19 protein-coding genes are annotated in these 18,899 nt (G+C 69.2%); 7 read left to right on the top strand and 12 right to left on the bottom strand.

The window, feature by feature from the left end:
- Positions 1 to 706: 706 nt before the first annotated feature.
- The 6 genes from GKO32_RS23560 to folC all read right to left on the bottom strand — a co-directional run bounded on the left by GKO32_RS23560 (position 707) and on the right by folC (position 6,441).
- Positions 707 to 1,507, bottom strand: coding sequence for an ABC transporter permease (locus tag GKO32_RS23560; RefSeq protein ID WP_154759048.1), 801 nt, complete (start codon positions 1,505 to 1,507; stop codon positions 707 to 709).
- The gene (locus GKO32_RS23555; protein ID WP_154759071.1) at positions 1,507 to 2,418 is read right to left on the bottom strand and encodes an ABC transporter ATP-binding protein; all 912 of its coding nucleotides are present in this window, start codon (positions 2,416 to 2,418) and stop codon (positions 1,507 to 1,509) included. The genes GKO32_RS23560 and GKO32_RS23555 overlap by 1 nt, the downstream gene beginning before the upstream one ends.
- Before the next feature lie 109 nt (positions 2,419 to 2,527).
- Entirely contained in the window at positions 2,528 to 2,938 is a 411-nt protein-coding gene (ndk, locus tag GKO32_RS23550; RefSeq protein WP_312868430.1) for a nucleoside-diphosphate kinase, read from the bottom strand.
- 50 nt (positions 2,939 to 2,988) lie between these two features.
- The gene (locus GKO32_RS23545; RefSeq protein ID WP_154759047.1) at positions 2,989 to 4,521 is read right to left on the bottom strand and encodes an alkaline phosphatase D family protein; all 1,533 of its coding nucleotides are present in this window, start codon (positions 4,519 to 4,521) and stop codon (positions 2,989 to 2,991) included.
- 64 nt (positions 4,522 to 4,585) lie between these two features.
- On the bottom strand, positions 4,586 to 4,984 hold the full coding sequence (locus GKO32_RS23540; protein ID WP_154759046.1) for a DUF4233 domain-containing protein: 399 nt from the start codon (positions 4,982 to 4,984) through the stop codon (positions 4,586 to 4,588).
- Positions 4,981 to 6,441, bottom strand: coding sequence for a bifunctional tetrahydrofolate synthase/dihydrofolate synthase (folC, locus tag GKO32_RS23535; RefSeq protein WP_376765994.1), 1,461 nt, complete (start codon positions 6,439 to 6,441; stop codon positions 4,981 to 4,983). The genes GKO32_RS23540 and folC overlap by 4 nt, the downstream gene beginning before the upstream one ends.
- A 58-nt stretch (positions 6,442 to 6,499) precedes the next feature.
- On the opposite strand from folC, the gene GKO32_RS23530 reads away from it, so the two are divergent.
- From GKO32_RS23530 to GKO32_RS23515, 4 genes are all read left to right on the top strand, one after another.
- Positions 6,500 to 7,621 carry an amidase gene (locus GKO32_RS23530; RefSeq protein ID WP_154759045.1) on the top strand — a complete coding sequence of 374 codons (1,122 nt, stop codon included), beginning with the start codon at positions 6,500 to 6,502 and terminating at the stop codon, positions 7,619 to 7,621.
- Between the two features lie 62 nt (positions 7,622 to 7,683).
- Positions 7,684 to 8,559, top strand: a complete 876-nt coding sequence (locus GKO32_RS23525) for an SGNH/GDSL hydrolase family protein (RefSeq protein ID WP_154759044.1) — start codon at positions 7,684 to 7,686, stop codon at positions 8,557 to 8,559.
- 94 nt (positions 8,560 to 8,653) lie between these two features.
- On the top strand, positions 8,654 to 9,601 hold the full coding sequence (locus tag GKO32_RS23520; RefSeq protein WP_312868429.1) for a hypothetical protein: 948 nt from the start codon (positions 8,654 to 8,656) through the stop codon (positions 9,599 to 9,601).
- 91 nt (positions 9,602 to 9,692) lie between these two features.
- Positions 9,693 to 12,008: an FdhF/YdeP family oxidoreductase gene (locus tag GKO32_RS23515; RefSeq protein ID WP_312868428.1), complete on the top strand. Its 2,316-nt coding sequence runs from the start codon at positions 9,693 to 9,695 to the stop codon at positions 12,006 to 12,008.
- On the opposite strand, the gene GKO32_RS23510 is transcribed toward GKO32_RS23515, so the two are convergent.
- Both GKO32_RS23510 and GKO32_RS23505 read right to left on the bottom strand, forming a co-directional pair.
- Positions 11,991 to 12,743, bottom strand: coding sequence for an SDR family NAD(P)-dependent oxidoreductase (locus GKO32_RS23510; protein ID WP_154759043.1), 753 nt, complete (start codon positions 12,741 to 12,743; stop codon positions 11,991 to 11,993). The genes GKO32_RS23515 and GKO32_RS23510 overlap by 18 nt on opposite strands.
- Positions 12,740 to 13,159: a VOC family protein gene (locus GKO32_RS23505; RefSeq protein WP_154759042.1), complete on the bottom strand. Its 420-nt coding sequence runs from the start codon at positions 13,157 to 13,159 to the stop codon at positions 12,740 to 12,742. The genes GKO32_RS23510 and GKO32_RS23505 overlap by 4 nt, the downstream gene beginning before the upstream one ends.
- 68 nt (positions 13,160 to 13,227) lie before the next feature.
- Between GKO32_RS23505 and GKO32_RS23500 the strand changes: the two genes are divergently transcribed.
- Entirely contained in the window at positions 13,228 to 13,899 is a 672-nt protein-coding gene (locus tag GKO32_RS23500) for a GntR family transcriptional regulator (protein WP_154759041.1), read from the top strand.
- On the opposite strand, the gene GKO32_RS40785 is transcribed toward GKO32_RS23500, so the two are convergent.
- Both GKO32_RS40785 and GKO32_RS23490 read right to left on the bottom strand, forming a co-directional pair.
- Positions 13,881 to 14,099 carry an MFS transporter small subunit gene (locus GKO32_RS40785; protein WP_154759040.1) on the bottom strand — a complete coding sequence of 73 codons (219 nt, stop codon included), beginning with the start codon at positions 14,097 to 14,099 and terminating at the stop codon, positions 13,881 to 13,883. The two genes, GKO32_RS23500 and GKO32_RS40785, sit on opposite strands and share 19 nt — an antisense overlap.
- Positions 14,096 to 15,460, bottom strand: coding sequence for an OFA family MFS transporter (locus tag GKO32_RS23490; protein ID WP_312868427.1), 1,365 nt, complete (start codon positions 15,458 to 15,460; stop codon positions 14,096 to 14,098). Before GKO32_RS23490 ends, GKO32_RS40785 begins: the two co-directional genes overlap by 4 nt.
- Positions 15,461 to 15,566: 106 nt before the next feature.
- Between GKO32_RS23490 and fdhD the strand changes: the two genes are divergently transcribed.
- Together fdhD and GKO32_RS23480 are read left to right on the top strand one after the other, a co-directional pair.
- Positions 15,567 to 16,403, top strand: coding sequence for a formate dehydrogenase accessory sulfurtransferase FdhD (fdhD, locus tag GKO32_RS23485; protein ID WP_154759039.1), 837 nt, complete (start codon positions 15,567 to 15,569; stop codon positions 16,401 to 16,403).
- Positions 16,404 to 16,417: 14 nt separating this feature from the next.
- Positions 16,418 to 17,305 (top strand): alpha/beta hydrolase, encoded by an 888-nt coding sequence (locus GKO32_RS23480; RefSeq protein ID WP_154759038.1) that lies wholly within the window; start codon positions 16,418 to 16,420, stop codon positions 17,303 to 17,305.
- On the opposite strand, the gene GKO32_RS23475 is transcribed toward GKO32_RS23480, so the two are convergent.
- Both GKO32_RS23475 and GKO32_RS23470 read right to left on the bottom strand, forming a co-directional pair.
- Entirely contained in the window at positions 17,293 to 18,348 is a 1,056-nt protein-coding gene (locus GKO32_RS23475) for a tryptophan dimethylallyltransferase family protein (RefSeq protein WP_154759037.1), read from the bottom strand. The genes GKO32_RS23480 and GKO32_RS23475 overlap by 13 nt on opposite strands.
- A gap of 115 nt (positions 18,349 to 18,463) precedes the next feature.
- Positions 18,464 to 18,856 carry a hypothetical protein gene (locus GKO32_RS23470; RefSeq protein ID WP_154759036.1) on the bottom strand — a complete coding sequence of 131 codons (393 nt, stop codon included), beginning with the start codon at positions 18,854 to 18,856 and terminating at the stop codon, positions 18,464 to 18,466.
- Between the last annotated feature and the right edge of the window lie 43 nt (positions 18,857 to 18,899).

Here is an 18,899-nt window from a genome sequence, read left to right as displayed (position 1 = left end):
GTGCCGAGTGGGCCCCGGCGAGGTTGTTTCCGTGGCAGAGCAGGGAAATCCCGGCCAGCCGACGCCTGGCAAGCGGGGGCCGCACGGTCGGATACGGAGAAGGGGCCCGGGGGCAGGGCGTGCGGCAACAGCGGGTCGAAGGGAATGGGCGAGCCAGGCATCGCGAGGTAGGGCGGGAGCGGGGCCGTAGCGCCCCACGGGACCCCGTGAACTTGTTTCCATGGCGCAGCAGGGAAATCCGGGCCGGCTCACGCCGCGCGGTCGGGTCCTGAGCACGGGGCTGGGGGTAAGGCGTGCGGCAGCAGCACCGACCGCGGGTCGAAGGGCCTGGGCGAGCCAGGCATCGCGAGGTGAGGCAGGCATCCGAGGGGCGGGAGCGGCGCTAGGGCGCCCAGTGGGGCCCGCCGAGGCGATTCCCCTTGCACAGCGAGGAAAACCAGGCCCGCTCACGCCGCGCGGTCGGGTCCGGAGAGCAGGCCTAGGGGCAGGACGCGCGGCAGCACCAGCCACCGCGCGGTGCGGTAGGCCGCGTGCTGTTGCGGCGGGGGCGGCGCCACGCCGGGCCTGCTCGGGTGCGCGGGCGGATTTCGACGGTATAGCGCCGAAATGCGCGGCAGTCAACGCCGGGAGGGCCGGGTTTACCCGGTCGGGAACGGGGGTCGGGTGTGCGGTGGCATTCCCCGCCGCAGGTCGGAATGTGGGCATCTCACACCACCAACCGCGCGTAGAAGTATTTGCGGGCGAAGAACGCGCCGGTGCCTAGCAGCGCTGCGAGGTAGGCCGCGTGTCCTACCAACGCCAGCGGTGCGACGCCACCCAGCGTGACGCCTCGGGCGAGTTGGTTTCCGTGCCACAGTGGGGAAATCCAGGCCAGCCAGCGAAGCGCCAGCGGGATCTGTTCGATCGGGAAGAACGTCCCGGCGAACAGCGACATCGGGATCACCACGAACCGGAACAGGGCGTTGAACCTCACGCCTTCGTCGAAGGTGGTCGCCGCGAACGCGGTGACCGGTGCGGCACAGGCGATCCCGGTGAACACGCCGACCACGACCACCGCGAGGGCACCGGCGTTGAGCCACGCGCCGAAGGCCAGTGCGATGAGCGCGTACACCGAAGACGACACCAGCAACCGTAAACCGACCCACAGAAAATGCCCGCCCAGCAACTGTCCCGGGGTCACCGGGGTGGCCGTCACCGCGAGATAGTCCTTCTGCCACTTGAATCCCGACAGCACGGGATAGGTCGATTCGCCCACCGAGTTCTGCATCGCCGCGGAAACCAGCAGCGCCGGCGCGATGTACTGCAGGTATGGCAACCCGCCGGTGGCCGGGCCGGCCTTGACCTGCGAGCCGAAACCCAGCCCCATCGCGACGAGGAACAGCAGCGGCTGCAGGCCCGACGAGTACAGATTGGACTTCCAGTACCGGCGATACCACGCGAGATTGCCCTCGACCCGCAGCACCGCCGCACGCCAGGAACCGACCACCTGCCCCGAAGACGCGACCATCAGTCCACCAGCGTCCTTCCGGTGAGGCGGAGGAACACGTCCTCCAAGCTGCTGCGCCGCACCAGGCTGGACAGCGGCCGCAGCCCCCGCGCGTGCACCTGCTCCAGCGCCGCCTCACCACGGTCGGTGTACAACAGGATCCGGTCCGGCAGGACCTCCGTGCGCTCGGCCAGATCCGTGACGCGCTCCGGCGAAATCTCCCGCCCCGGCGGGAATCGCAGCTCCACGACCTCGCGCGTCGAGTAGCGCGCGATCAGCTGTGCCGGTGAGCCCTCGGCCACGATCCGGCCACCGTCCATGACCACGAGCCGGTCGCACAACTGCTCGGCTTCATCCATGTAATGAGTCGTGACGATAAGCGTGACGCCCTGCGCCTTGAGCCGGAACAGCCTGTCCCACAACAGATGCCGGGCCTGCGGGTCCAGCCCCGTCGTCGGCTCGTCGAGCAGCAGCAGCTCCGGATCGTTGACCAGCGAGCGGGCGATCGTCAGGCGGCGTTTCATCCCGCCGGACAACGGCTCCACTTCCGTGTCCGCCCGGTCGGTCAGCTGCGCGAAGTCCAGCAACTCCGCCGCCCTGCGCCGGGTCCGCGCGCGGGACAGACCGAAATACCGGCCGTAGACCTGGAGGTTCTGCCGGACGGTCAGCTCGACGTCCAAGTTGTCCTGCTGAGGCACCACACCCAGCCGCGCGCGGATGCGCGGGCCGTCGGTCCGCGGGTCGAGCCCCAGTACTTTCAGATCCCCGTCCGTGCGGGGTGAGACGCACGCGATCATGCGCATGGTGGACGATTTCCCGGCGCCATTGGGGCCGAGAAAGCCGAACGACTCGCCGCGGCGGACCTCGATGTCGATCCCGCGGACAGCCTCGAACTCGCCGAAGCGCTTCGTGAGCGCCTTGGCCTGCACCATGGTCGGTTCTTCGTCCACATCATCAACATAGGCGGGGGGACCGACAGTTTTCGACTGCTTTACCGCGCGGATCCGGCCCGGGACGCACGCCCGGGCCGGATGGGCCGGTTCACAGGTCGGGGAACCACAGTTTCAGCTCGCGCTCGGCGGATTCCGGCGAGTCCGAGCCGTGCACCAGGTTGAACTGGGTTTCGAGGGCGAAGTCCCCGCGCAGCGTGCCCGGGGCGGCCTTCTCGACCGGGTCGGTGCCGCCGGCGAGCTGCCGGAACGCCGCGATCGCCCGCGGCCCTTCGACGACGATCGCCACGAGCGGGCCGGAGGTGATGAACTCCAGCAGCTCGCCGAAGAACGACTTGTCCTTGTGCTCGGCGTAGTGCTCCTCGGCGACCCCGTTTCCTGCCGTGCGCAGTTCCAGCGCGACCAGCTTGAGGCCTTTGCGCTCGATCCGCGAAATGACTTCGCCGACCAGACCGCGTGCCACGCCATCGGGCTTGACCAGAACCAGCGTGCGCTCACTCACGACTTTCGTTTCTCCTCTGCTTGCATTGACGGTGCCCGAAGAGTACTGGCTCACCGCCGCTCGGGGCGCAGGGTGGTCGACCAGAGCGAAACACCCTTCCCGTCGCGAAGATCCACGGTCAGCGCGCCGCTGGGGCCGTCGATGTTCAGTTCCCCGAAATGCTGGAAACCCGTCATCGGCGAAGTGTTGGCGACCGGCGGTGCGTGCACGAAAACCGCTTCCGGGCCGAACGTGGGATCGAGTGTGTTCGGGCCGAACGCACCGGCGTGCAGCGGACCGGAAACGAATTCCCAGAACGGGGAGAAATCGCCGAATGCGGCCCGGTCCGGTGAATAGTGGTGGGCGGCGGTGTAGTGCACATCGGCGGTCAGCCACACGACGTTCGCGACGCGGCGGATCTGGTGCAGCACCCAGGCAATCTCGGCCTCGCGGCCGGCGGGCGCGCCGGGCAGCGCGTTCGCGACACCCTCGATCCCGCTGCCGTCCGGCACGATCAACCCCAGTGGCAGGTCGTTCATCACCAGCTTCCACGTCGCGGTGCTGCGAGTGAGCCCGTCGACGAGCCAGTTCGCCTGCTTGGCGCCGAGGATGTGACCGGGCCGGGTCTCGTCGGCGGTGTTGGCGTCCTTGTAGCTGCGCATGTCGAGCACGAAGATCTCGAGGTGTTTGCCGTAGCGGAAACTGCGGTAGACCCGGCCGTCGACGGCGCGCCGGGCGTCGATCGGGTGCCATTCGTGGAACGCCCGGAACGCCCGGCCGGCGAGCACGTCCACGTTCTTTTCCGTGTACTGCGCCAGATCCAGGATCTCGCCGGGGTACCAGTTGTTGAGCACCTCGTGGTCGTCCCACTGCACGTAACTGGGCACGGCGGCGGTGAAGGCCTTGACGTTCTCGTCGAGCCGGTTGTAGGCGAACTGGCCGCGGTACTCGTCGAGCGATTCGGCGACCTTCGACTTCTCTTCGGTGACGAGGTTGCGCCAGATCCGGCCGTCGGGCAACGTGACCGACTCGGTGAGCGGACCGTCGGAGTAGACGGTGTCGCCGCTGTGCAGGAACAGGTCCGGGCGGCGGGCGGCCATCGCGGCGAACGCGGTCATGCCGCCGATGTCGGGGTTGATGCCCCAGCCCTGGCCGGCGACGTCACCGGACCACAGGATCCGGGCGCCGGCGCGGTTCACCGGGGCGGTGCGGAAGCTGCCGGTGACGGCTTCGCTGCCGGCACGGCCGTCGTCCGCGGTGACGCGATAGTGGAACTCGGTGCCCGGGGTCAGGCCGGGGACGCGGAGCTTGCCGGTGCCGCCGGTGTCCGGCGTGAGCAGCGGGCCGCGCAGCGTGCGGGTGTGCTTGAACGACGGGTCGCGCGCGATCTCCACGACCATGCGGGACGGTTGGTCGGCGCGGGTCCAGACGATGGCGGAGTCGGTGGTGACGCCACCGGACTGGACGCCGTGAGTCAGCACCGGCCGGTCGCGACGGATGAGCGGGGCGGCCTGCGCGGTGGCGGGGACGAGCAGGCCGGCGGCGAGGGTACCGGCGGTGACGGCGCCGGTTTTCAGCAGGGAACGGCGAGTCTGTTCGGTCATGCCCGGTTTCTAACCGCTGATCCGGGCGCTTGGGCCAACTCCGGCTGTCCGCAGGATGAACGCGTTACTCCTGCTGGCTCGGCAGTTTGCCCGCGGCCATCCGGCGCGCGACGTCGCGGCGCAGCCACAGCGCCCACAGCCAGAACGCCAGGAACAGCAGGCCGATCACGCCGATCGCGGTGATCCAGAAGAGGAAGGCGATCAGCACGGCCTGCAGCGCCAGGATGACCGGCACGATCCAGGATCGCCGCAGCAGTCCGCAACACAGCACGAGCGCGATCGCGACGGCGATCACCGTCCAGCCTTTGCCGGTGCCGACTCCCCCGCCGAGGCGCGCGACCACTGGCAGCGCGAGCGCGACCGTGATCGCCTCGAGGGTCAATGCTCCCGCCATGACGCCGCGGAAGGATTTCATCGGGTCCTTGGCGGGCGGCTTGACGGTGTTTTCGGGCTGCGAACTCATGCCGGCTCCTTCCCGAACAGGGTCCGCGCCTCGCCCGCGGTCACGACCGAGCCCGTCACCAGCACGCCACCACCGGCGAGCGGTTCGTCGGGATCGTCGGTCTCCTCGACCAGCGCGACGGCCGTCTCGATGGCCGCGTCCAGCGAGGGCTCGGCGACGACCCGGTCATCACCGAAAACCGACAGTGCCACCTCGTTCAGCTCGTCGAGCGGCATCGCCCGTGGTGAGGAGTTCCGGGTCACCACGATCTCCGACACAACCGGCTCCAGCTCTTCGAGGATGCCGCGCGCGTCCTTGTCGGCCATCACACCGACGACCGCGGCGAGCCGCCGGAACGCGAACTCCTCGGTGATGGTCGTCGCGAGCGCGCGGGCGCCGTGCGGGTTGTGGGCGGCGTCGATCAGCACGGCCGGTGCCGCGCGCACGCGCTCGAGCCTGCCGGGCGTCTCCACCTCGGCGAACGCCTCGCGCACGGCGTCGATGACGAGCTGTTTGTCTTTGCCCGCACCGAAAAACGCCTCGACCGCGGCCAGCGCGAGCACCGCGTTGGCGGCCTGGTGCGCGCCGTGCAGCGGAAGGAAGATCTCTTCGTAGACCCCGCCGAGCCCCTGCAAGGTCAGCATCTGGCCGCCGACCGCGATCTCGCGGCGCAGTACGGCGAACTCGCTGCCCGCGCGGGCCACGGTCGCGTCCACCTCCACCGCGCGTTCCAGAATCACCCGCTGCGCCACCGGATCCTGCTCGGCCAGCACGGCGACGCTGCCGGGTTTGATGATCCCGGCCTTCTCGCGCGCGATTCCGGCGAGGTCACCGCCGAGGAACTCGACGTGGTCGATGCCGACCGGCGTGATCACCGCGACCTGCGCGTCGGCGACGTTCGTGGCGTCCCACGTGCCACCGAGCCCGACCTCGACCACCGCGGCCTCGACCGGTGCGTCGGCGAACGCCGCGAACGCCATCCCGGTCAGCACCTCGAACTTGCTCATCGGCGGTCCGCCTGCGGCGTCCACCATGCCCACGTACGGGAGGATGTCGTGGTAGACGTCGACGTAGCGGGACGCGGAGATGGGCGCGTTGTCCAGCGCGATGCGCTCGGTGACCAACTGCAGGTGGGGGCTGGTGTAGCGGCCGGTGCGCAGGCCCATCCTGGTGAGCAGCGCGTCGATCATGCGGGCCGTGGAGCCCTTGCCGTTGGTGCCTGCGACCTGGAGCACGGGGTAGGTCGTCTGCGGTTCGCCGAGCACGTTGACCAGCGCGGAGATCCGGGTCAACGAGGGCTCGAGCTTGGTCTCGGGCCAGCGGGTGTTGAGCTCGGCTTCGACCTTCACCAGTTCCTGGCGTGCCTGGCGTTCGGTCTGCTCGAGGTCGACCGGATCGACATCTGCGGGGTCGTCGGGCAGCGGCCCGGCCACGAAGTTGTCGCCGGTGGACAGCTCGGCGGGGTACTCCTCGTCCACATGTCCAATCTAGTCGTCACGCCGCGCCCGGCCGCCGGGCGAGGGGTATGAACGGGTTATGACGGGCGCTTTCGTGCAGACGTATCCGGTGCGGGGTGAACCGGTCGGGGTCAAGGACCTGATCGACGTCGAGGGCCAGACGGTCCGCAATGGCACCCCCGGTCTCGGGCACCGGGTCGCGGCGCAGGACGCGACCGCGTGGGCGAGGATGCGCGCCGCCGGGTTCGGGGTGGCCTGCCGCACGACGGTGCCCGAACTGGCCTGGTCGGGCCGGACGCCGGGCTGTGGCAACCCGTTCGATCCGACGCGGGACGCAGGCGGGTCGAGCGGTGGTTCGGCGGTCGCAGTCGCCACCGGCGCGGTGCCGGTCGCCCTCGGCACGGACACCGGCGGCTCGATCCGGATCCCGGCCGCGCTGTGCGGTGTCGCGGGCCTGCGGCCGACGCATGGTTCGGTGCCGATGGACGGGATCACCCCGGTCGCGCCGTCGATGGACACCGTCGGCCCGATCGCCCGCACGGCCGCGGAATGCCTGCGAATTCACGGAATTCTCGCCGGGGAGTCCGCCGGTATCGAGCCCGCCGGCGGGCTGCGCGCCGGCTGGCCGTCGCAGCTGTGGGGCGACCGGATCGATCCGGAAGTGCTGCGGCTGGTGGAAAACGCCGTCGCCGGGCTGGAAATCACCGACGTCGAGCTGCCACTCGCCCGCCGCCACGCACGCGGAACCGGGTACACGATCATGCTTTTCGAGTCCGCACGGCAGTGGTGGGCGCGGTACCAGGAACAGCCCGATGGGCTGGCCGGGCGCGCGATCGGTCAGCTGCGCGCGGGTTCGCAAGTGTCCACTTCGGACTACGAGCAGGCGCTGGCGCTCGCCGGGCGGATCCGCGCCGAGGTCGACGCCGTCTTCGACACGGTCGATGTGCTGGTATTGCCGACCGTGCCGGTCACGGCCGCCCCACTCGACGCGGACACCGTGGTCGTCAATGGCCACCCCGAGGAGGTCGAGACCGCCTACTACCGGCTCACCGCGCTCGCCTCCGTCAGCGGGCACCCGGCGCTGACCGTACCGGCCGGGCGTACCGCCGGCGGGTTGCCGGCCGGCGTCCAGATCATCGGACCACGTGGGCAGGAAGCACTGGTCTGTTCCATCGGCGAGGCCATCCACCGAACCGGGTGAACCGTGGCGACGCCACCCGAACGGCGGCGGCGGGAATGCCTTGCGCGGGCTAGGAAAGAACCATGCGTGCCCGCCGGGGAATCGTCATTGCCATGCTCGCCGCCTGCACCGTACTGGTGTCAGGCTTCACCGCCACCGCCACCGCCGCACCGCGTCAGCACGAGAACTACGTCGCGCTCGGGGACTCCTACACCGCCGGGCCGCTGATTCCGTTGCAGCGCCTGGATCCGGTGGGCTGCTTCCGCTCCACGCTGAACTATCCGGCGCAGCTGGCGCTGAAACTGTGGACGCATTCCTACACCGACGTCAGCTGCAGCGGCGCCGACACGACGAACATGGCCGCCCCGCAGGCGGTGCCGCTGGGGGTCAACCCACCGCAACTCGACGCGCTGCGCGCGGACACCGACCTGGTGACGATCGGCATCGGCGGCAACGACTACGGCGTGTTCGGCACGCTCACCGGTACCTGCCCCAGCCTGCGCGCGTCGGATCCGACGGGGAACCCGTGCCAGCGGCAGTTCACCACCGACGGCGTTGACGTGATCAAGGCGGAGCTGACCCGGACCCAGGGCAACATCACGGCGGTGCTGGCGCAGATCCATCAGCGGGCGCCGCGGGCGCGGGTGTTCGCGATCGGCTACCCGCGGATCGCGCCGGCGAGCGGAACGTGCCCGGAGGTCCTGCCGTTCGCCGATGGTGACTATGCGTGGCTCACGAGTGTCGAAGAAGCGCTCAACGCCGCGATTTCCGGTGCCGCGACCGCGGACGGCGATACGTCCTATGTGGACACTTTCACGCCGTCGGCCGGGCACGACGCGTGCGCCGGTGACGCCGCGTGGATCAACGGGCAGCACTTCCAGCTCACCGCCGCGCCCTACCACCCGAACCTGGCCGGGATGACCGGCCTGGCCAGGATCGTCTACGCCGCGGTGCGCTGAACATTCCGAACAGGTTGCGGCGGCCCGCCCGCCGTAACGGCTGCCCTGCTCCGCCGATCTCCGGATGCAAGATCACGGGATGAGGCGGTAAGTAGTGGACGAGCACGGTATCGAGAACCATCCGGGCCTGATGGATCCGGACTGGCAACGGCATGCCGAGAAGGAGGCGTGGGTCGACCAACGCCGCACCCGGCGCCGCCGCCGGCGAGGCAGGCGACTGGTCATCTTCGCGGTCGTGCTCGTCGTGGTGGCCGGCGCCGGAATCGCGGTCTACCGCTGGGGAAAGGCGAGTTCGGAGCACTACTCGGGCGGCGGAGCCGTCTCGACGACGACCGCACCCGCGCCCACGGACCTGCCTGACTTCGCCCGCGTCGACCTGTCGCGCCCGTTCGAAAACACCCCCGCGCAGAACTGGGCCGAGGGCATCGCCGGGCTGACCGTGCCGCCGGCGACGAAGGTCGGCGCCTTCTCGAAAGAGCAGGTGGCTTCGGCACTGGACCAGGTCAAACAGGCGATCGTCGTCGCTTCGCTGGACCCCGAAGTGCTCCAGCGGCACAACGTCGAGAAGTACACCGCCCTGCTCGCCCCCGATGCGCGCGGGGACGTCCGGGCACACCCGGAGTCGTACCTCGTGCTGCTCGCCGACGGCTATCCCCTGCTGCCCGTGGCGCCGCGGATGACCGGCGGCCTGACCGTGCAGGCCGGAAAACCGGGCGAACTCACCGTCCACGCCGACTACGTGGTGACGTATGCCTTCGATCCCGGCAGCCGGCAGGTCTACGGCCCTGGCGACCTCGAGCCGTTCCTGCGGATCCAGGCGGACTACGTGGTGACGTCGGGATCGAACTATCAGAAGAGCTCCTGGGGCCTGTGGCTGGACCAGCTCAACCGTTACTACACGGAAGCCGCCTGCGGTGCGCTGAAGCAGGACCGGGTCGCGCCCGCGTTCAGCGAAAACTTCGACGGGCCGTCGGTGACCCCCGAACCCGGCGAGTTCGATCCGAGCAAACCCATGCCGACCGGGGAAAACTGCCCCGGTTGACCCTCGCCGGTGTGACGAATCCGACAGCAAATCCCGGTCGATACGGTCGCCGCCTCTCGTCAAGCGGCCCTCCTCGTCGGAAGATGACAAGGTGACACGCAGCGCGCCGAAGGCCGACATCGACGAGGCCGACCTGGAGATCCATCCGCCCAAGCAGTGGGCCGCCGGGGTGACCGGCGTGACCGTCTCGCTGCTGCGCAGCGTCGAGCAGATGGGCACCGGCCGTACCGTCCGCGCGCTGCGCCTGCTCAACCAGCAGCACGGTTTCGACTGTCCCGGCTGTGCCTGGCCCGAGCCGCAGCAGGCCGACGGCGGGCATCGCAAGCTCGCCGAGTTCTGCGAGAACGGCGCGAAGGCCGTCGCCGAGGAAGCCACGAAGCGGCGGGTGAGCGCGGAGTTCTTCGCGGCGCACCCGGTGTCCGAGCTGGCGGGCAAGACCGACTACTGGCTCGGTCAGCAGGGCAGGCTGACCGAGCCGATGGTGCTGCGTGACGGCGCGACCCACTACGAGCCGATCAGCTGGGACGACGCGTTCACGCTCATCGCGGAGCAGCTGCGGGCACTGTCCACACCGGACGAAGCCGTCTTCTACACCTCGGGGCGCACCAGCAACGAAGCCGCGTTCCTCTACCAGTTGCTCGTGCGTTCGTTCGGCACCAACAACCTGCCGGACTGCAGCAACATGTGCCACGAGTCCTCGGGCGCCGCGCTGACCGAAACGACCGGGATAGGCAAGGGGTCGGTCAGTCTCGCCGACGTCCACCATGCCGATCTGATCCTCGTCGTCGGGCAGAACCCCGGCACGAACCACCCGCGCATGCTCTCCGCGCTCGAAGAGGCGAAGGCGGGCGGTGCGAAGGTCATCGCGGTGAACCCGTTGCCGGAGGCCGGGTTGATGCGCTTCAAGAACCCGCAGACCCCGCGCGGCGTGGTCGGCAAGGGCACCGCGCTGGCCGACGAGTTCGCGCAGATCCGCCTCGGCGGGGACCTCGCGCTGTTCCAGGCGATCGGGCATCTGTTGCTGTCATGGGAGGACGCGGCGCCGGGCACGGTGCTCGACCACGAGTTCATCAAGGACTCCTCCCACGGTTTCGAGGAGTACGCGAAGAACCTGCGTGAGCTCGACTGGGCGGCGATCGACGAGGCGACCGGGCTGGAGCGGGAACAGATCGTCCGGATCGCGCGGATGATCGCCGAGTCGAAGCGCACGGTCTACTGCTGGGCGATGGGCGTGACCCAGCACCGGCACGCCGTCGCGACCATCCAGGAGATCACGAACCTTGCGTTGCTGCGCGGCATGATCGGCAAACCGGGTGCCGGGCTGTGCCCGGTGCGCGGGCACTCCAACGTGCAGGGCGATCGCACGATGGGTGTCTGGGAAAAGATGCCCGAGACCTTCATGGCTAGCCTGGAAACAGAATTCGGCATTCCGATGCCGCGCAAGCACGGTTTCGACACGGTCGCCGCGATCGCCGCGATGCGCGACGGCAAGGGCAAGGTTTTCCTGGGTATGGGCGGTAATTTCGCCGCGGCCACGCCGGACTCCGTGCTGACCGAGCGCGCGTTGCGGGCGTGCGAGCTCACCGTGCAGGTGTCGACGAAGCTCAACCGCTCACATGTCGTGCCCGGCAAGACCGCGCTGATCCTGCCCACACTCGGCCGCACCGAACGCGATATCCAGGCCAGTGGGGAACAGTTCGTCACGGTCGAGGACTCGATGTCCTCGGTGCACTCCTCGCGCGGCAGGCTGCAGCCGGCGAGCCCGCGGCTGTTGTCGGAGGTCGCGATCATCTGCCGCCTCGCGGGTGCGTTGTTCGGCGCGGACCACGCGGTGCCGTGGCGGGAGTTCGAGCAGGACTACGACCGGATCCGGGACCGGATTTCCCGGGTGGTGCCCGGTTGCGCGGACTACAACGCGCGGGTGCGCGAGCCGGACGGGTTCGTGTTGCCGCATCCGCCGCGTGACTCACGGGAGTTCCGCACGAACACCGGCAAGGCGAACTTCACGGCCAGCGAGCTGGAATTTCCGCACGTTCCGCCGGGCCGGTTGCTGCTGCAGACGCTGCGCAGTCACGACCAGTACAACACCACGATCTACGGGCTTTCCGACCGCTACCGCGGGATCGAGGACGCACGGCGAGTGGTTCTGGTACACGCCGAGGACATCGCGGAACTCGGCTTCGCCGACGGTGAGATCGTGGACCTGGTTTCGGAATGGGAGGACGGGGACCGGCGCGCGGAGGCGTTCCGGATCGTCGCGTACCCGACCGCGCGCGGGTGCGCGGCCGCGTACTTCCCGGAGGCGAACGCCTTGGTACCGCTGGGTTCCGTGGCCAAGAAGTCCGGCACCCCGGTGTCCAAGGCGGTCGTCGTCCGGTTGGAGCATCGCTCAGCTGCGCAGGTATGACGCGCCGTTGAGGTCGAGGATGGCGCCGGACGCCCACGGCGAGTCCGTGAGACCGACGATGGCTTCGGCGATCTCGCGCGGCTCGGCGACCCGGCCGAACGGGCTCTGCGCGTTGAGCGCCGCCCCGGTCTCGCCGGTCAGCTTGCCGGCGAGACGCTCGGTCGCGATGGGCCCCGGCGCCACCGAAGACACCGCGATGTCGTGGGACGCAAGGGAAACCGCGAGTGACTGACCCATCGCGTGCAGCGCGGCCTTCGCCGCACCATAGGCGGGGTGGTCGGGTTCCCCACGGAACGCGCCACGCGAACCGACGTTGACGATGTGGCCCGCCGCGCCACGCTCGATCAGGTGCCGCGCGACGCAGTAAGTCAGATCGGCGGCACCGAGCACATTGACGTCCACCGACTCACGCCACATTTGTTGCCAGTGCTCGAAACTCGCCTCAGGTAGCGGGTGCGCGTTGGCCGAAGTGGGTGCCACGGCGGCGTTGTTCACCAGGACGTCGACCCCGCCGAGCGCCTCCTCCGCCGCGTCCGCGATGTGCTGCGGGGACGTGGCGACGTCACCTTGGATGAGCGTGTGTCCGTTGCCGGGCAAGGTTTTCAGCGTGGCCTCGGCGTCGGTCCGGTTCGAGTGGTAGTGCACGGCGACGCGGTCACCCCGTTCGGCGAACGCGAGCGCCACGGCCCGCCCCAGCCCGGCCGACGCACCGGTGACCAGCACGCCCCGGCTCATTTCGCGAAGACCTGCGACTCGTCGCGGAAAGCCTTGAACTCCAACGCATTTCCCGCGGGGTCGTGCAGGAACATGGTCCACTGTTCCCCCGCTTCACCCGCGAACCGCTGGTACGGCTCGATCACGAACTCGGTGTGCGCCGCGCGCAGCTTTCCCACCAGCTCGTGAAAGTCCGAAATGGACAGGATCAGCCCGAAGTGCGGGACCGGCACGTTGTGCCCGTCGACCGGGTTGCGGCCGGATTCCGTGCGAGCGCCCGGAACCACGTGCGTCACCACCTGGTGTCCGCGGAAGTTCCAGTCCACCCACGTGGTGTCCGAGCGCCCCTCCGGCAGTCCGAGCACCCCGCCGTAGAACTCGCGGGCGCGGGCCAGATCGTCCACGGGGATGGCGAGATGAAAACCAGGCCGGGTCATGGCAGCTCCTTCGAAGTCGTCGTGGCTCCAGCTTGACGTGCGCCATGTCCGAATGTCAACATTCGAACATGCAACCCGCTCAGCGTCGCGGTCTCGCCGAGGAGGCGGCCGACCGGATCCGCGAGGAGATCTTCGCCGGCCGGATCCCGCCTGCCAGTGCGCTGCGCGAAGTCGAACTCGCCGCGTCACTGCGGGTCAGCCGCGGTTCGGTGCGAGAAGGCCTGGCGGTGCTGGAGCGCGAAGGCCTCGTGCGGAGCGTGTGGCACAAGGGCACGCACGTGATCGGTCTCACCGAGTCCGACATCCAGGAGGTCTACGACGTCCGCGGCGCTCTCGACCGCCTTGCCGCAACGACCGCCGCCGCGCACGCGTCCGCCGAAGACCTCGACGAACTGGACTGGCTGGTCGGGCAGATGGCCGCCGAAACCGCCGCAGAGCGGGCGTTGTCGCTGGATCTGGAGTTCCACGAAATCATCTATCGCGCGGCGGGCAACCAGCGGCTGCTCGCCGCGTGGCACGCGGTGCGGTCCCAGGTCCACCTGTTCCAGGCGCACCGAATCCGGCTGGGCCACGACTACCAGGACCGGGTCGAACGCGAGCATCGTGAACTGGCCAGGCTGATCCGCGCGGGCCAGACCAAGCGGCTCGCCACCGTGGCCGAGGAGCATGTGCACTCGGCGCGGCGGGCATTGCTCGCCGGGCTCGCCACCCCGCCGGAAGATCAGCCGCCGAAGAGCTGAATCACCTTGCGGACCAACTCGTACACGCCATAGGCGAAGGGAAGTCCCACCCACAGCCAGGCCAGCGTTACCAATCCGCCCGAAAGTAGGCGGACACGGTCCGCAGCCGACCTGCTCGTCGACACCCATTTCCGCCGTGGCTGCCGTCGGATTGGTAACGAACGGCACAGTAGCAACCACGGCCGCCGCGACGAGTTCATGCCGCCTCCTTCTCGGCCGCCGCTGCGGGTTGTGCCGGGCCCGGCTCGTGGAACTTCTCCTTGACCGGCCGGATGAACTCGTTCGCGAGAAAACCGAGTACCAGCAACCCGATCATGATGGCGAAGGACATCGTGTAGAGGTCTGGACCTTGCTTCCCGGCTCGCTTCTCGTTGTCCGCGATCGCGTTGACGATCAGCGGCCCCGCCACCCCGGCGACCGACCACGCGGTCAGCAGCCTGCCGTGGATCGCGCCGACCTGGTAGCTGCCGAACAGGTCCTTGAGGTACGCCGGCAGCGTCGCGAAACCCGCGCCGTAGAAGGAAAGAATGAGCATGGCGCACAGGATGAACACCAGCTTCGACGAGTTCCCGGCGAGCGCGATGATCAGGTACAGGACCGCGCCGATACCGAGATAACCGCGGTAGATGTTCTTGCGCCCCACCAGGTCCGAAGTGGACGACCAGACGAACCGGCCGAGCATGTTGGTCAGCGACAGCAACGCGACGAACCCCGCCGCGGCCGCGGGGCCGACCGGCACCGCGGTGTTCCGGAAGAAGTCGGTGATCATCGGCGAGGCCTTCTCCAGGATGCCGATCCCCGCCGTCACATTGCAGCACAACACCATCCACAGGCACCAGAACTGCGGGGTCTTCGTCGCATTGGCGGCCGAGACGTGCGCGGTGGTGATCATCGCGGCGCCCCTCGCCGGCGGTTCCCAGCCGCTGGGACGCCACCCCGGCGCAGGCACCCGGATCAAGAACACGCCCAGCGACATGAAACCCGCGTAGGCGAGGCCATGAATCAGAAACGCGGTGCCGATGCCGCCGGGCGTGCTGCCGAAGGACTGCACCATCTGGCTGGACCACGGTGACGCGATGAGCGCGCCACCACCGAAGCCCATGATCGCGATACCGGTCGCCATCCCCGGCCGATCGGGGAACCACTTGATGAGCGTCGAAACCGGCGAGATGTAGCCGATGCCGAGCCCGATCCCGCCGATCACCCCGTAGCCGAGCACGACGAGCCAGAACTGCGAGGTCACGGCGCCGAGCGCGGCGACAAGGAAGCCCGTGGAGAAGCACGTCATCGAGACGAACATCGCCCAGCGCGGGCCGTTGCGCTCGACATACGTGCCACCGAACGCCGCGGACAGCCCGAGCATCACGATGGCGAGCTGGAACGGTAGCGCGCTGAGCGTGCCGGACAGCTGCAGCGCACTCTCCAGCGGCGGCTTGAACACGCTCCAGGCGTAGGCCTGGCCGATGGCCAGGTGCACCGACAGAGCCGCCGGCGGGATCAGCCACCGGCTCCAGTTCTCGGGCGCGACCGTGCGGGCACGGTCGAGGAAGGTGACGGCCACGGTGACGCTCCCCTAGGCTGGTATCGAGAGTGCAATTTAGTGCCAACAGGTTGTCGGCGTATTACTGACTTGTAGAACTTTTTGGCAACATTTGGCAGGAGAGACCATGGGCCGAGTGACCGTGCGGCGACCGGTGCGGATGCTGACCGAGAACGGGCAGCGGCGGCGGCCGGACTCGCTCGCCGCCGAGGAACCGCTGGAGATCCGCGTCGGCGGCAAGGCGCTGGCGGTGACCATGCGCACGCCCGGCCACGACGTCGAGCTGGCGCACGGCTTCCTGCTGTCCGAAGGCGTACTCGGCTCGGCCGACGACGTGTACGGCGCGCGTTACTGCGACGGCGTCGACGACCAGGGCCGCAACACCTACAACGTGCTGGACGTGACGCTCGCCGACGGTGTCGCGCCGCCGGAGACCGGGGTGGAGCGCAACTTCTACACCACGTCCTCGTGCGGGGTGTGCGGCAAGGCCGCGCTCGACGCGGTGAAGCTCAAGACCCGGTTCGCACCGGGCGAATCGACGTTCGCGGTGTCGCCCGAGGTGCTCTCCGGTCTGCCGGATGCGTTGCGGGACAAGCAAAAGGTATTCGCCAGCACCGGTGGTCTGCACGCGGCGGGACTGTTCCGCGCGGACGGCACGCTGCTCGCGGTCCGGGAGGACGTCGGCCGGCACAACGCGGTGGACAAGGTGCTGGGCTGGGCCCTGCTGGAGGGCCGGATCCCGTTGGGCGACACCGGGTTGCTGGTCTCCGGGCGTGCCTCGTTCGAACTCGTGCAGAAGGCCGCGATGGCCGGGATTCCTTTGCTGGCAGCGGTTTCCGCGCCGTCGTCACTCGCCGTGGAACTGGCCGAGGAGAACGGGATGACGCTCGTCGGGTTCCTGCGTGGCGCCAGCATGAACCTCTACACCGGAGAGCACCGCGTGCTCGAACCGGCCGTCGCCTGACGCGTCCCACCACTATGGACAGATTGCGGATCAGCCGCCGGACGTTGCTCGTGGCGGGCGGGGCCGGCCTGGGCGTCGCCGCGTTCGCGGCCGCGACCGAGCTGGGTGCGATGACGGCCGACCCGCCGGTGCAGCGGGCGCTCGGCGCCACCCCGAGCACGTCGGCGAACCCACTCGGCGCCGCCAGGGTCGAGCGCGTCTGGTCGGACGCGCGAGGGCGCGAAGTCGATCTCGTGACGTTGCTGCCGGCCAGAGCACCCGCCGACGGCCTGCCGATGGTGCTGGCGTTGCACGGTCTGCACGGCCGCGCGCGGACGGCGGCACCGACCGGCACCCTCACCACGCTGACCGACCAGGTCGCCCGGCACGCGTCACCCGCGTTCGGCCTGGTGGCCGTTGACGGCGGCGACAGCTACTGGCATCAGCACACCCCCGGTGACGACCCGATGCGGATGCTGCTGGAAGAGGTGCCACAGTGGCTGCGGCAGCGCTCGCTCGGCGGGGCGGACGGGCTGCCGTTCGCGGTGATGGGCATGTCGATGGGCGGGTTCGGCGCGCTGCTGTACGCGCGGCGCAGGGCGGAACGCCGGCTGCCGGTGCGCGCGCTCGCGCTGCTGGCGCCCGCGTTGATCCTGTCGTGGCAGGAAATGGCCAAGCGGCAGGCATTCCGCGACGCCACGGACTGGGCGTCGATGGACCCGCTCAAGCACCTGACAGCCGCCGGAAACGTGGCGACCGGTGTGTGGTGCGGCACGGAGGACCCGTTCATCCAGGGCGTCCGGCAGTTCATCGCGGCCACCCACCCGTCCGTGGCTTACACCGCGCACGGCCCGCACGGGGACTCCTTCAACCGGACCGTGGTGCCCGGTGTGCTCGGCTTCCTCGGACGCTATGTGGCCTGAGGACCGTCGAGTCCGGCGTAGATCGTCACGACAGGATCCGCGGGCCGCTTGTAGCTGAGCCAGCTGAGCCTGCGCCCGCGAGCGAGGTCGGGGCCGGAGATGGCGGTGGCGAGCGCGCTGAAGAGCTCCGGCGCGATGCCCGCCATTTCCAGCAGATCCACCACGCGCGCGCTCGCTTCGAGATCATTGCCGACGTTCGGATCCAGCGGGCAGTACAAGGTCACCGAGGCCGGCCGGTTTCCTTGGAACGACAGGCAGGTCATCGGCGCCTTCGCCAGGCTGCCTGCGGAGCCGCCGTAGAGCCGGCCGAGGATCTTGGCGAACAGGTCCGGCTGATGGTCGTCCGCCAGTTCTGCAACCCGCTCGACCGCTTCGGGCCCGCAGGCGGTGTGCCGGAGGTACACCTTCACCCGCGCATCGGACGAGTGGCCGAGGTCCAGCGCGAACAACGCGATTTCCTTGCTGGGCAAGCCGAATCCACCCAGCTGCGCCGCGACGCGCGACCATGGTGCGCCCAGCCCGAGCCGGCTCATCGCCGCCTCGACGACCTCCTGCGGCGCTCGCCCGCCGACCGTGGGGTTGAGGTACACCTTGAACAGCGGGCTGCCGGTGGCCTTCAACGCCGCCGAGCACAGCATCGAGAACGGGCCTGACCACGGACCGGCGAAGAGATCCTCCACGCGCCGGAACCTGCTCACGTCGACGCCCACGTCGTCCAACCGCGCGATGAACTGGTGTCCCGCCTGAGATGTTGCGGGCCGCGTGGGGTCCAGCGGTTCGAAAAGCAGTCGCGCTTCCGCCGCGCACCGGGACATCGCGAAGGAAAACTCCACCGGTGAGCCGTCGTTCGCGGCGAACGAATGGTGCTGGTCCCAGCGCGACACCGGCTCATCCGCCCACTCCCCCAGTACCGACCCGACGAGGTCGAGCTGCGAGGCGGTTCCGGCCGCCGGGTCGATGAACTCCGTCAGCACCTCCAGATGCGCCGCGACCACCTCGCGGTACGTGAGTGCGGCCGGACGGGCATTCGCCCAGGTTCGCACGGCTCAGCCTCCAGGATCAGGGAACGCTTCCTGATCCAGGCTGCTGACTTCCGGTGCCGCGGCCCAGGTTCTGGCCCCGAAGCCGCCCGAAATCCTGGGAATCCGGCACGAAAATTCAGTGCACGTGGTTTCCGGCGACGGACAGCGCCCAGAACCCGACGAGCAACCCGGTCAGCCACAACGAGGACCACACCAGCAGCGGCCGGTCGTCGTCACCTGCGGCGCGGGCGCGGCGCAAGGAGAAGTAGGCGAACGCGAACAGCGGGATCGGCAGCAGCGGGAACGGGGACAGGCGCACACCGGTCGCGACGAGGCACACCACGGTGAGCACGAGCAACACGATCCGCACGACACGGTGCAACAGCGGCCGACTCAGGTATGGGGTGAGGATCCGGTAGGTGAGATCGCTGATCCCCCGCACATCCCGGCCTTCCGGGACGACCGTGTCGCTGGCGACGGCCGCGGCGGTTTCGGCTCCCTGTCCGGAGTCCGTCCCCTCGACGCTCATTCGGACAGCTTATCCGGCCCGGTCGCGACTCTTTCGAGCAACG

Origin of the sequence: Amycolatopsis pithecellobii, from assembly GCF_009707865.1 — a bacterium.
GTDB classification, from domain to species: domain Bacteria; phylum Actinomycetota; class Actinomycetes; order Mycobacteriales; family Pseudonocardiaceae; genus Amycolatopsis_E; species Amycolatopsis_E pithecellobii.
Note: the sequence above shows the minus strand (reverse complement) of the source record. Positions and strands in the feature narration are given on the sequence as shown.

Bases quoted from the DNA above. Each gene is read 5' to 3' on its own strand.
- GKO32_RS23560 (WP_154759048.1), bottom strand. From the start codon at position 1,507: ATGGTCGCGTCTTCGGGGCAGGTGGTCGGTTCCTGGCGTGCGGCGGTG.
- GKO32_RS23555 (WP_154759071.1), bottom strand. From the start codon at position 2,418: ATGGTGCAGGCCAAGGCGCTCACGAAGCGCTTCGGCGAGTTCGAGGCT.
- GKO32_RS23545 (WP_154759047.1), bottom strand. From the start codon at position 4,521: ATGACCGAACAGACTCGCCGTTCCCTGCTGAAAACCGGCGCCGTCACC.
- GKO32_RS23540 (WP_154759046.1), bottom strand. From the start codon at position 4,984: ATGAGTTCGCAGCCCGAAAACACCGTCAAGCCGCCCGCCAAGGACCCG.
- GKO32_RS23530 (WP_154759045.1), top strand. From the start codon at position 6,500: ATGACGGGCGCTTTCGTGCAGACGTATCCGGTGCGGGGTGAACCGGTC.
- GKO32_RS23525 (WP_154759044.1), top strand. From the start codon at position 7,684: ATGCGTGCCCGCCGGGGAATCGTCATTGCCATGCTCGCCGCCTGCACC.
- GKO32_RS23510 (WP_154759043.1), bottom strand. From the start codon at position 12,743: ATGAGCCGGGGCGTGCTGGTCACCGGTGCGTCGGCCGGGCTGGGGCGG.
- GKO32_RS23505 (WP_154759042.1), bottom strand. From the start codon at position 13,159: ATGACCCGGCCTGGTTTTCATCTCGCCATCCCCGTGGACGATCTGGCC.
- GKO32_RS23500 (WP_154759041.1), top strand. From the start codon at position 13,228: ATGCAACCCGCTCAGCGTCGCGGTCTCGCCGAGGAGGCGGCCGACCGG.
- GKO32_RS40785 (WP_154759040.1), bottom strand. From the start codon at position 14,099: ATGAACTCGTCGCGGCGGCCGTGGTTGCTACTGTGCCGTTCGTTACCA.
- fdhD (WP_154759039.1), top strand. From the start codon at position 15,567: ATGGGCCGAGTGACCGTGCGGCGACCGGTGCGGATGCTGACCGAGAAC.
- GKO32_RS23480 (WP_154759038.1), top strand. From the start codon at position 16,418: ATGGACAGATTGCGGATCAGCCGCCGGACGTTGCTCGTGGCGGGCGGG.
- GKO32_RS23470 (WP_154759036.1), bottom strand. From the start codon at position 18,856: ATGAGCGTCGAGGGGACGGACTCCGGACAGGGAGCCGAAACCGCCGCG.